Source organism: Paenibacillus thalictri (genome assembly GCF_004307995.1).
Lineage (GTDB): Bacteria > Bacillota > Bacilli > Paenibacillales > NBRC-103111 > Paenibacillus_AF > Paenibacillus_AF thalictri.
This window is the reverse complement of sequence record NZ_SIRE01000003.1, coordinates 268,922-281,507: the sequence shown is the minus strand read 5'-3', so window position 1 is coordinate 281,507 and position 12,586 is coordinate 268,922. Positions and strand designations below refer to the sequence as shown.

Below are 12,586 nucleotides of genomic sequence, written 5' to 3'. Positions count from 1 at the left end.
ATCAGTAAGTTATTATCACTGAATAAGCCGCTGCTCTTTAAAATATTGCTCCGCACTGTTCATATAGTCTTTATATTTGAAGGTTTGTTCCAATTTGGAGATAAACTGATCGTATTGGCCAACCGTTGTCTTCCCATAAGCAAATTTTATTAGTTCTTCCTGAATATATCTGTTTGCATCACTAATGTTAAACCCAGCCGGATAATCTACCCCACCGGTGTATACCTTAGTATGAGGTTCATTAAAGGAATAATCAATCCATTTGATCTGTTTTTCAAACTTGACCGGCAAATACGTTTCATCGTTTCGGCCATAAAACTGGTACGGGAAAAATAAGTCGCCTTCCTTGGCCATAAGTTCCGTAGGAACTACTTTATTATTTTGCAGGTTATAATGTTTGCCTTCGATCCCAAAACTACCAAGCCTATATCCTTCAGCCGATCCCATATATTTGAGCAGTTGCAAAGTTCGCTCCAGCTTCTCCGGATTTTTGGCAAGCGTTTGAGATACCGCCGTTACGGTTGATGCGGCCACATCCCAGGCATTATTGCTTCGGCCGTAAGGACCCTGGATCGCCGCCACCTGAACCCAGTCTGCATTGGGGTTGATACTTTTCCATTCCTTCATGAATTCATCCTTCACGACACTCGGCCATTGTAAAAATACGATGCCCACCTTCCCCTGATACGCGCTTGACCGGACCTGAGCTTCTTTACTAGCAACCATTTCAGGCTCGACGACACCTGCGGAGATAAGCTTATTGATATAAGTTAGCGCCTCTTTCATCCCTGGGGCATACAAACTGTTCTGCACTTTCCCATTCTCTACGTAAAATTCCCCGCGTAGATCGTCAGTAATTGTCATAGGGACGCCAAATGCTCCGAAAATGGGGCCAAATCCCGCCATGCCATTGCCGGTGATCCCATACGTATCCTGTTTTCCGTTGCCATCCGGATCCTTGAAGGTAAATGCTTCTGCTACCTTCAACAATTCATCTAGGGTCGTCGGCGCCTTCAATCCCAGTTTGTTCAGCCAATCCTGGCGTATCCAATACGTACGATAACGCGGACCCATGTTGGCAGTATTTTTTATTCCGTACAGTTTGCCTCCGATAGCCGCATCGTCCCAGCTATCCCCCAATTGCTGCTGCATATCCTTCAATTGATCCTTATACGGACTCAAATCCAACAGCAATCCACGTTTGGAAAATTCCAAATAATCACGATAAGGAAGGTTCATGATATCGGGGACATCTCCCCCCGCGATCCGGACATTTAGTTTGTTTTTGGCGTCTGTCGAAGTCATGATCGTCATCTTCAGATCGACGTTAACGGTTTCGTTGATCTTTTTCATAATCTGATCTTCTTCTTTGGGAGGTAACATAGGGACGGTCGCTCCGGCAAAATATTCGATGGCAATCTTCTTTGTCGATGCAGCTCCGCTTGCCTTTTCTTTAGTTGCAGCCGCTGTGCTCGCTGCTGAATCCTTTGCCGGAGAGTTTGTCCCTCCTTGGGAGCAACCTGCGGTAATAACAACCAAAGCTAACCCTGCGGTAATGATCGAACTTCTTCTATTTTTCAGTTTCATGGACATGCCTTCCTTTCGATTATAGTGATTCGAGATGACGAGTACAATTATAGAGCAAGTAGTTCCATTGATCGTCTTTCTTTTCAAGAATGGTAACCGAAGTGTTCTTCAGAACATCTTCCCCGCCGTCCTGGAGCAGCTCATCGAACAGCTGCGCCAAGAAAAATCCATGGCTGACGACAAGAATTTTTTGGCCCGGATGTTTGACGACCATCTCTTCAATAAATTCGACACCGCGATTTCGCACAAATTCGATACTTTCCACTCCCAAATCAAGCTTCTCCCAATTTACCCCCCATTTTTCAATTCGTTCTTTCTCAATGGTACCTTCAAGTTGACCTTTACCAATTTCCCGCAGCCGCGCGTCGTACTCGATAAACGGCATTTTCAATTCAGTGGCGATAATTTCCGCCGTTTCCCGCGTCCGCAGAAGATCGCTCGAATAAAAGACATCCCATGCTTCTGCTGCCAAACGTTTCGCTACCGCTGCCGCTTGTGCCCTGCCCGTATGATTTAACGGATTGTTCATGTGCCCTTGCACTCTGTTTTCTATATTCCAATCTGTGTTTCCATGTCTGACAAATGTAACAGTTGTCAACGTACACTCTCCTTATTGGATATGATTAACGACCAAGCTATGGTCGGATTTATCGCCTAGCGCCTCGGCAATATGTCTGAAATGCAGCATGTGCGGGCTGATTTGTTTGGCCAAGGGGATAAACTGTTCATCAAGGAATACCATATCGATGCTTACTTTATCTGCATTAATGTCAATTATTCGGTAAGCCGGGATATCTAGACATGATGAAGTTTGGATAAAATGCCAATGATCCCTCTGTACAATGGAATTAACATGATTATGTCCGCAAAAATAATACCCGGAGCCTTGCTTTCTTTGCAGAATCGGCCAAATATCCTGATCTGGATGAATCGATAACATGTTCAATTCCGATCTCGCGGTTGTTGCATACACAGGATGATGGGCGAAAATCAACATCGGTTTGTTTCCTGATTTTTGCACCAAATCTTCCAACCAAGCTATTTGTTCCTCTGACACTTCTCCGCCGGCATCGCGCAAGTTCATTTCTTTCGCAGTATCAAGGAACACGAGAATAGCCTCGTTCGTATCGATGGAGTGGTAGAGCTGCTGTCCCGTTATCGCCAAGATCTCCTGCTTGGGAAGGGTTATCGTATCATGATTTCCGAGAACCTGGATAAACCGACGTTTCAAATCTCCGTTGTAAACTTTCATTTTATCAACCAGATATTGAAGCTCTTCCGGGTACCCTTTGTTGGAAAAATCGCCTACAGAGATATGATAGTCGGCCTCAATTTCAAAAAACGTTTTTAACATGTAACTGTATAATTTCTCCTGTACCTCAAGTACATCCGCTGTCGGGTCCTCCAAACGCGAATAATGAAAATCTCCCATAACAAGCAGTTTCATTTTCAATCCCCCTCAAATAGATTAGCTGCACTGTCAATCGTTCGTCATGGAACAAGTAAAGCCAACGGATTACCCCTTGATGGACCCGATCATCATCCCTTTGACAAAGTGTCGTTGGATAAAGGGATACACAGCGATGATCGGAGCGCTGGCTATCACGACAGCGGCCATCTGCAGCGAGAGTGTGGGAACGCTTACCGCGACATCGCTTACAGAATCGTTAAGCATGATGATTTCGCGGATGATGACCTGAATCGGCAGCAATTCACGGTTCGTGATATACATGATGGCTTGAAACAACTCATTCCAATGACTCACCGCATAGAACAGCCCTACCGTCAGCAATACAGGGATGGATAAGGGGATCACGATCTGCAGAAGCAGTCTGACCTCTTTAGCTCCGTCTATTTTGGCGCTTTCAAATAACTCTTCCGGCAAGCTTTCGAAGAAGCTCTTTATGACTAACACATGGAATGCGCCAATTGCATTCGGAATCATCATCGCCCACACCGTGTTCATAAGGCCGGTCGCCTTGACAATCAGATAGGTAGGAATAATCCCGCCGTTAAAAAGCATGGTGAACAAAATAAGAAACAGAAATATTTTGCGGTAAGGCAAATTGCGTCTGCTTAACGGATAAGCAAGCAAACTGGTCAGCACCAGGTTCAGTATCGTTCCGACTACCGTAATAAACAATGTTACCAGCAAAGAATGGCTAATTTCCGCATTCTTAAACAATTCGACGTAAGCCGTAAATGTTACGGATCTGGGAATAACAACAAATCCCCCGTTGCGCATGACCTCGGCATACGGCGTGATCGAGGCGGATATGACAAATAACAACGGAAATATGACCACGATACAGGAAAGGCTCAGCAATGCGATGAGCGACGCGTCGAACCATTTATCCTTTGTGCCGATTACCATATGCCTTCCCCCCATCGTCTGGCAATCCTGTTGGATACAACAACCAGCACCAATCCGATGACCGACTTGAATATTCCCACAGCCGCCGACAAGCTGAAGTTAAGCTGCTCAAGCCCGGTGCGAAACACCCACGTATCAATGATATCTCCTACCTCATAGACACTGATATTGTAGAATACGTATACCTGTTCAAAGCCCGCTTCCATAATTTTGCCCAAATGCAGAATTAGCAGGAGGATGATCACCGATCGGATTCCCGGTAAGGTAATATGCCAAATCATCCGCATTCTTCCCGCTCCGTCGACCCGCGCCGCTTCATATAAGGAAGGATCGATGCCGGTCATGGCGGCAAGATAGATGATCGCCCCCCATCCTGCGCTTTGCCATACCTCTGTCCCCACCAGAATACTGCGGAACCATTCCGTCGAAGTTAGAAATGGAACCGACTTCAAACCAAGCTCTGTAAGCCAATGATTGACCAATCCTGAGCTTTGCGAGAGAAACGCCAGCACAATGCCGTATATAATTACCCAGGATAAGAAATGAGGCATGTACATAATGGTTTGAACCGTGCGTTTAAACCATTCTTTGCGGCATTCGTTCAACAACACCGCCAACAGGATCGGAGGAAACGTGTTGAAAATCAGTTTATAAATACTGATTAAGAACGTGTTCGCCAATAACTGGTTGAAATAGGGAGATTCGAAAAAAAACTGAAAATGTTTATACCACGGGTCAGCCCACGAGCTTTGAAGAATTCCCTGCATAATATCGAATTCCTTAAACGCGATAACCGCTCCATACATCGGGAAGTATTTGTAAATCACAAACCAGAGAATGCCCGGAAACATCATAAGATACAAGGGGAGGGCAATTCGAAATTTAACCAGCGTCTAACACCATCCTGTTCTAATAAATTGAGCTCCCTTTATTTATACCACGCTCTCTGGCCAACCTTCATGACTCAGGTTAAGGAGTTGATGGTAAAATATTAACTAAATGCTTGCCTCTCTGTCTGGAACACCCGTTCCATGATACAATGATTACCGGAATACCATACTCCCTTATGGAGGCCGTAACATGAAGCGAACAATTCGTCTTTTTTTTCCGACATCCTTAAGGCATCGTTTTTTAGCGATTTTCCTGCTTTTTATTTTATTTCCGTTTGCCGCGATGCAGATTTACTATTATCAACACACGGAAGCTACGATTCAAACGAATATCGTAGAGCAAAACTTTCAATATCTTGACTATTTGAAGAACGAGCTGGAACAAATCAAGGTGAGCGTATTACAGTCCCTGATTCTACTCGAGTACGATCCCGAGCTGCAGGAAATTTTGGAGGATCGGGCGGCCTTGGACGAGGGGATAAAAGGGGAATTTTTATCCAAAAAATCCCAACAAATAACACAGATCGTCGGCTATCCGCCGAATTTGCTCTACTACTCCATATACGACTTGAACGGCAACAGATACAGTATATTCCCATCCGAAGTCAATATCCGCCACGATATATCGTTTGTCTCTGAGGAGTGGTTTCAACGTTCCTTTCAATCTCCTTACCTTTGGGTACTTGAGTCTTCCAATCAATCTTCGCTTAAAGCGGATTCCAACGGGTATATCACCTTGTACGCCTTATTGCGCAACAAGGCAAACCAACCGGTCGGAGTCGCCCGATTCGGTTTTCAAATATCGGGGTGGCTGGAAGAGATCAACTCCGTATTGCCCGTCAAACAGGATTATTACCTGCTGGACGATCAAGGCCATCCCATCATTCGCAGTAAAAACGCACAGTCGCTCTCCAGTAAACAGACTGCCAACGCGCTTGATCATAACGGTGATCGCAGCTATCATATCGATTCGGACGATTCGCGCATCATCAGCTCGATTTATTTGAAATCGTACGGATGGACTTTAGTTAGCGGCTTCGATATGGCACGTTATCTTGGGGATATCCGCTCCATGGGCAAAGGTTTTCTCACTGCAACAATTACATTAACCGTCGCTTTTGTGATGATGACTTATTTCTTATCTTCTTTGGTCACCCGGCCGCTGCGGAATCTACAGAAGCAGATGGAGTTAGTCGCCGAAAACAACATGCACGTGCATATCCGGGAAGATACGAACAGCCGCGAAATTCGACAAGTGACTCGGTCCTTCAACCGTATGGTCGACGATGTGGGCCAACTCATAGAACAGCTTAAGCGGGAAGAAAGGAAAAAGGAAGCGCTTCGCTTCCAGATGCTGCTTTCGCAGATGGATCCTCACTTTCTGCTTAACACCTTAAATACAATCAAGTGGATCGCATTAGATTATAAGGTTAACCCGATCGCTGACATCTGCACGAATCTGGGTACTCTGTTGGAGAGTAGTTTGCTCGGAGATGTTGAATTGATTCATCTGCATCGGGAAATCGAATTAATGAAAGCTTTTGTGAGCATTCAGGAATTGCGATTCGGGAATCGGCTTCAATTTGATATATCTGCCCCTGATGAGCTGAAATATGCGCTGGTTCCGAAATTCAGCTTGCAGCCATTGGTGGAAAATGCGATTCGGCATGGTTTTTCAGAAATGCAGCAAACCGGCGTGATCCAAATCAGCGCTTACAAGAATCAGAATGAGATCATCTTGAAAGTTTCTGATAATGGGAGCGGCTTCAAACCGGTCACAGGACCCGTTTCTTCCCGCAAGGGGATCGGTCTGAACAATCTCAGAGAACGTTTGTCCCTGCTCTTCAAGGAAAATGCCGAGTTTATTATACACTCGTCCGAAACAGGCACAACGGTTACCATTCGAATGCCTTTGTTATTATCCACTCCATTTGAGGAAGGTGAAGTTTAATGTGGAACGTACTTCTTGTGGAAGATGAAGATCTGGTCAAGCAGCAATTGAAGCAGCAGCTTCATTGGGAGGCCTATGGATTCCAGATTGTGGGGGAAGCCGATCATGGCAAAGCGGCGCTCGATATGATATCCCGGTTAAAACCCGATCTTGTCATATCGGATATTATTATGCCGGTGATGGACGGGCTGCAGTTATTAAAGCTGGCCAAGGAACGAGGTTTTGACGGCTGCTTCATCATGCTCACCTGCATGAACGAATTTGAGTATGCCCGGCAAGCTTTGGAGCTTGGCGCTATCGGGTATTGCCTGAAACTGTCGACTACACCGGAGCGGATCGGCGAAGTGTTGATGAAAGCCGATCAGTTCCTTCGCCAAAGATCAACGATGCAGACCAAAGCGCTTTTTGGCGACATGCATCCATGGCTTGAATATACCTGGGATCAGATGATGACCGCCAATAACAGCCAACCGGCAGAAATGGCTGCGGGCGGATCACAAACAGAAATTATCGGTCAGACCATTTGTATTTGTTCGGTCATGCATGGCTCTGCCAAACTGGCCGTGAGCGATCTTCTCCGCTGGGGAGTCTTAAAAACGGGCATTGAGCCGTTCGTATCCTTTTTTTCCCGCATGGGACATACCACATTTTTTATTACAAAATCGAATGCTTTACAATTATCGGCAACCGCAATGATCCCATATCCTGCTATCGTCTGCGCCGACGTACCTTTCGGAAATCTGGCTTCCATGTGGAAACAGGTTTTGCTCAAGTTGTCGGAGTTCTGGTACGCCCCCCATCCCGGTATATACAAGATCATCATGAACAACATCCATTCCGCGCGGGAAGGGGCACCCTTCTTCTCATGGCCGTTGGAACGCGAGTTGTTTGTCGCTTTGGAAAATTTGCAAAAGGATCGCTGCGAGGAATTGCTGTCGCATATATGGAGCCGTATGAAAGAGGAACAAGTCCCTATGTATCATGTGAAAAAAGCGGCCGAGCGGATTTATCATACTTGTTTGCGGATCGCCAACCATACGGAAGAAAATAAAACCGCAGAGATATGGGCCAGCTATTCCCATACGGAATTGCAAAAACTGATGCAAGATCAGCTAGCCTATCTGCTGCAAGCGCTGGCTGCCGAGAAAAGCCTGACCACAGATCATCCTGAAATCAACCGCCTGATTGTGTTCATGCGGCAACATTACAGCAACCCGTTAAGTCTTCAAGAATTGGCCGATCGGGTCAATATCGAGAAGCACTATTTAAGTGGACTATTCAAGAAAAAGACAGGCCAATCCATCATGCAGTATCTTCACCAGATTCGCATTGAGCATGCGATGCGATATTTATCCAATACGGAATTGCCCATTATCGAAATCGCCGAGAAAACCGGATTTGCCAGCGACAATTATTTTATTAAAGCATTCCGCAAAACAACCGGGCGGACTCCTTCGGAATACCGAAAATCAAATTCAGCATTGCAAACATGATGCCGGATATGATACTACAGGAATAGAACTTTCACCCGCCGGAGGTATCCCGCTTGAAAAATTCGCTGTTTTACCGTATTTTGCTATCCTACACGCCGATCTTTTTTGTGATCATCTCGGTGCTGATCGTTATTTTTTATGTCAAAATCAATCATGAATCGCAAAACCAGATCAACCGCACAAATGAGCTGCTTGCCCAGCACATTAGCCGGAACATCGATTCCTCGCTGCAATTGACCGAATATGTGATTCTTAATGAGCTGCTGACCGACGAGAAGATCAAGCTATTTTACGATGCCAAGCAAGAAATCGAACCTTTCCTCGCCTACCAAATATCCAGAAAACTCAGCGACATGTCGAACATGTTTCCTTATTTGAACGACGTCTATGTTTATAATAAAACGACTAATGAGGTCATCACCAAAAACACCGTTTTTGAAAAAAGCCAGTTTCTTGACCGGCCTTTTATCGAAAGCGTGTTGAACCGGCCCTCTCCTTACCGTTGGAGCGCCCCCAGAGCCTACAAGGAATTTCAAGATGTGAATGCCACCAGCGTCGTCACCATTGCGCAGAAGGTCCCGCTCAGCCTGAAAGATCAAGGCATTATTGTAGCCAATGTGCGGACAAGCAATATCATCCATATGATCGAAGAAGCGACGGACTCCAAGATCAGCCATGTGCAGCTGCTTGATGCCGACAACCGGCCGTTTTCCGACCAGAACACCGCTTTCTTGTCCGCAGACTCGGTTCATAAAGAAAAGTCCGCTTATACCGGCTGGGTAACGGCTACCGGCCTCAAGGACACCGCAACGATGCACTTCCTGTCGATCTTCTCGGATGTATGGACGATCATCGGCATGATCACGATTGTGATTGGCATCGGCTGGCTCACCTACGTGACACACCGCAATTATAAGCCTGTGCAAACGATTATCGAAAAGATCGATTCCTACTCTCTGCAACTGAACAAAAAGGCGGCGCATAAAAAGGGGCCTCAAGAATTCAACTTTATTATGTCGGCCTTGGACAAGCTGATTGAACAATCGAACAATTACGAAAAGCAGCATAAGGAAGACTTGATTTACCGGCGCAAGCTGTTTTTCCGGGAGCTGGTGGACGGCACAAGAGCGGTTTCGGAGACATATTGGAGAAGCGAGATGGAACAGCTCGAGCTGCCTTCCGATTACTTCAGCTTGACCGTCGTTATTGTTGAGCTGGATAAATATGCGGAATATATAAAAACTTATTCCCACCGCGACCAGCAGCTGTTCAAATATGTGCTTAACAACGTCATCGGCGAAATATCCGCCGAAGCGCCGGTGTATGTGTGGAGCGAGTGGCGCGAAGCAAATCAGCTCTGCTCGATCTGCATCATGAAGGATCAGCGGCGCGAGACTCAGGACCTGCTGTACGGCATTTATAACGCCTTAAGGGCATGGGTCGAGGAAAACTTGCAATTTACCGTCTCGGTTGGAATTGGTTCCGAGGTGAACAATGCATCCGAATTAACCGGATCTTTCGAGAAAGCGCACGAAGCGCTTGCTTATAAGTCGTCCTTGGGATCTAACCGCATTATTGGCCATTGGGACATTCAAACCGCGCCCAAAGAAGATATGTATCCGTTTATGCAGATGACCAAAGCGCTGACGCAGCAATTCAAATTGGGAGAAGATTGGCAAAGCCGTCTGGCCGAAATTTTCGCCCGCATGAAGGAAAATCTGATCTCCAAAGACGAAGTTCAAAACATTTTGAGCTATCTTGTCTTTCATGTTCAGAAGGAGCTGCAGAAGCTTGAAGAAACGTCGCCCGGCCTTGACCTGGCCGGCACCATCGCCGCAATTAACGAATGCATCGAAAAAATGGATACCGTTGCGGAAATAGAAGGACCGCTCACGGCTTTGTTTGAGCAACTAAGCATGCGAATATCGAGCTGGCGCGACGATCAATCGAACTATTCTCTGATTGTCAAAATCAAAGAATACATCACCTTGCATCACGCCAACAAGGAATTGTCCCTGCAGCATCTGAGCGATGAATTCGGGCTGAGCCCGCGTTACGTGAGCAAGCTGTTCAAAGACACCTTCGGCGAGAAATTCGTGGATTACTTAACCGCCGTACGAATGGAGCAAGCGAAGCTGCTGCTTCTGCAATCTTCCAGCTCCGTTCAAGATATTGCCGATAAGGTCGGATATGCCAACGCGATTTCGTTTATCCGCACCTTCAAACGTATTGTCGGCCAGACGCCGGGCGAGTTCCGCAAAGCGGACAGCCAGGAATAAACCAAATTGTTTATATGCGAAAATTGTTTATCGCTCCAGGACCCGCCTGCTGCTTGTTTCCCGCGTTTTGCTTCAGCAAAACGGAGGAAACAAGAGCAGGCTTTTTGCCGTTTGTGTACTTCCCGTTTATGCCAGGAAACATGTATGTTGCCGCTTCAGCCGATGCCGTACTATAGTTCATCCATACACAAATTAAAGCAAGGTCGAGGTGAGCCGGATGATAACGAAGAAACGATGGAAACGCAACATTCCATTATTCATCATGTTTCTTCCTGTACTAGCTTTTTTTCTCATTTTTAAGTATGCCCCCATGTTTGGTTTGATTATCGCTTTCAAGGACTACAATTTTATGAACGGGATCATGAACAGCCCTTGGGTTGGGCTCAAGCATTTCAAAGCGATATTTCACAATCCGCAAACGCTAACGATCATTAAAAATACGATCGTGCTGAGTCTGCTTAATGTATTTGTCGGTTTTCCGTTCCCCATTATTCTTGCCCTGCTGCTTAACGAGGCCAGGCGGATGTGGTTTAAAAAAGCGGTGCAAACGCTGGTCTACCTGCCCCATTTCTTCTCATGGGTCATTGTCGGCGGGATTGTATTAACCGTATTTTCACAAGAGACCGGCTTTATTAATCACGTTGTGCAAACAATAACAGGCGCCCCTTTCCCCTTCCTGTATGTGGAGAGCACCTGGACGGCGATCTTCGTCAGCTCGGGCATATGGAAGGAAGCCGGCTTTAGCGCAATCATTTATTTGGCGGCGCTGAGCGGCATCGACCCTTCCTTGTACGAAGCGGCTAGGCTGGACGGCGCGGGCAAATGGAAGCAAATCAGCCACGTGACGATACCGGGCATCAGCTCAACGATTGTGATTTTGTTTATTTTATCGATGGGCCGGGTGATGGAAGTTGGCTTTGATCAGGTATACATGCTGCAGAACTCAACCGTTACGCGCATCTCGGAAGTCATCAGCACCTACATGTATAAAGTCGGTCTGATGGGGGCTCAGTTCAGTTTATCGGCCGCGCTGGGGATGTTCGAATCGGTGGTCGGATTGCTGCTTGTGTTCAGCGTGAACGGAATCGCGCGCAAATTCGACAAAAGCTTATGGTAGGAGGATTGGGTATGAGAGACACATGGGGTGAAAAACTATTTTACGGCTTCAATTACGCCATTTTGACGGTGGCCGGACTCAGCTGCCTGCTGCCGCTGGTTCATCTGATTTCGCTGTCGCTCAGCGATTCGCACGCGGTTGCCTCAGGTATTGTGTCGTTATGGCCGGTCGGCTGGTCCATCGATTCGTTTAAAGCGCTGTTTGCCGGCACCAACATGAAAGGCGCTTTTCAGAACAGCGTAATCCTGACCTTAACCGGAGTGGTGCTGAGCATGGTATTTACCATTGCGGCCGCTTATCCTCTGTCCCGGCATTATTTTATCGGCGCGCGTTTTTTCACGCTCATGATCGTGTTCACCATGATGTTTGGGGGCGGCTTAATTCCTACCTATCTGGTCGTTAAAGCATTAGGGCTGATCAACACTTACGGAGCGGTTTGGTTTACAGGGCTGGTCAGCGTTTATAACATGCTTGTGATGATGAGCTTCTTCAAAAATATTCCGGCAGAGCTGGATGAGGCTGCGCAAATGGACGGCTGCGGGGAATGGCGGTATTTGGTGCAAATCGTGCTTCCGCTTTCCGTTCCGGTCATCGCCGCGCTCAGCTTGTTTTACGGAGTAGGTTATTGGAACGCATTCTTCAACGTGCTGATTTACATCAACGATACAAGCAAATACAACATGGCGGTGCTGGTCCAGCAAATGGTGCAGAGTCAATCGCTGCTTGCGGAATTAAATCAGAGCAGCTCCTCCGACCAGATCATGCTCACGCCGGAAGCGATCAAAGCTTCCGGGATTATTACGATGGTGCTGCCTATGCTGGCCGTGTATCCGTTTGTGCAGAAACATTTTGTCAAAGGCATTATGTTAGGCGCCATTAAAGGCTGATCTGCGGC

Annotated in this window: 10 protein-coding genes; 5 read left to right on the top strand and 5 right to left on the bottom strand. The window is 46.6% G+C overall.

The window, feature by feature from the left end; genetic code table 11:
- Nucleotides 1-15: 15 nt before the first annotated feature.
- The 5 genes from EYB31_RS03465 to EYB31_RS03445 all read right to left on the bottom strand — a co-directional run bounded on the left by EYB31_RS03465 (nucleotide 16) and on the right by EYB31_RS03445 (nucleotide 4,815).
- Nucleotides 16-1,587, bottom strand: coding sequence for an extracellular solute-binding protein (locus EYB31_RS03465; RefSeq protein WP_165452186.1), 1,572 nt, complete (start codon nucleotides 1,585-1,587; stop codon nucleotides 16-18).
- Nucleotides 1,588-1,606: 19 nt separating this feature from the next.
- Nucleotides 1,607-2,185: a histidine phosphatase family protein gene (locus EYB31_RS03460; protein ID WP_131011875.1), complete on the bottom strand. Its 579-nt coding sequence runs from the start codon at nucleotides 2,183-2,185 to the stop codon at nucleotides 1,607-1,609.
- A gap of 12 nt (nucleotides 2,186-2,197) precedes the next feature.
- Nucleotides 2,198-3,034: a metallophosphoesterase family protein gene (locus EYB31_RS03455; protein WP_131011874.1), complete on the bottom strand. Its 837-nt coding sequence runs from the start codon at nucleotides 3,032-3,034 to the stop codon at nucleotides 2,198-2,200.
- 69 nt (nucleotides 3,035-3,103) lie between these two features.
- Nucleotides 3,104-3,961 (bottom strand): carbohydrate ABC transporter permease, encoded by an 858-nt coding sequence (locus tag EYB31_RS03450; RefSeq protein ID WP_131011873.1) that lies wholly within the window; start codon nucleotides 3,959-3,961, stop codon nucleotides 3,104-3,106.
- The gene (locus tag EYB31_RS03445) at nucleotides 3,955-4,815 is read right to left on the bottom strand and encodes an ABC transporter permease (RefSeq protein ID WP_131011872.1); all 861 of its coding nucleotides are present in this window, start codon (nucleotides 4,813-4,815) and stop codon (nucleotides 3,955-3,957) included. The genes EYB31_RS03450 and EYB31_RS03445 overlap by 7 nt, the downstream gene beginning before the upstream one ends.
- Before the next feature lie 226 nt (nucleotides 4,816-5,041).
- Between EYB31_RS03445 and EYB31_RS03440 the strand changes: the two genes are divergently transcribed.
- The 5 genes from EYB31_RS03440 (at nucleotide 5,042) to EYB31_RS03420 (ending at nucleotide 12,578) form a co-directional block, all read left to right on the top strand.
- Entirely contained in the window at nucleotides 5,042-6,802 is a 1,761-nt protein-coding gene (locus EYB31_RS03440) for a sensor histidine kinase (protein WP_131011871.1), read from the top strand.
- On the top strand, nucleotides 6,802-8,295 hold the full coding sequence (locus EYB31_RS03435; protein ID WP_131011870.1) for a helix-turn-helix domain-containing protein: 1,494 nt from the start codon (nucleotides 6,802-6,804) through the stop codon (nucleotides 8,293-8,295). Before EYB31_RS03440 ends, EYB31_RS03435 begins: the two co-directional genes overlap by 1 nt.
- 53 nt (nucleotides 8,296-8,348) lie before the next feature.
- Nucleotides 8,349-10,574 carry an AraC family transcriptional regulator gene (locus tag EYB31_RS03430; protein WP_131011869.1) on the top strand — a complete coding sequence of 742 codons (2,226 nt, stop codon included), beginning with the start codon at nucleotides 8,349-8,351 and terminating at the stop codon, nucleotides 10,572-10,574.
- Nucleotides 10,575-10,791: 217 nt separating this feature from the next.
- On the top strand, nucleotides 10,792-11,691 hold the full coding sequence (locus EYB31_RS03425; RefSeq protein WP_131011868.1) for an ABC transporter permease: 900 nt from the start codon (nucleotides 10,792-10,794) through the stop codon (nucleotides 11,689-11,691).
- A gap of 11 nt (nucleotides 11,692-11,702) precedes the next feature.
- Complete coding sequence (locus EYB31_RS03420; RefSeq protein WP_131011867.1) at nucleotides 11,703-12,578, top strand: carbohydrate ABC transporter permease; 876 nt, start codon at nucleotides 11,703-11,705, stop codon at nucleotides 12,576-12,578.
- Nucleotides 12,579-12,586: the final 8 nt, after the last annotated feature.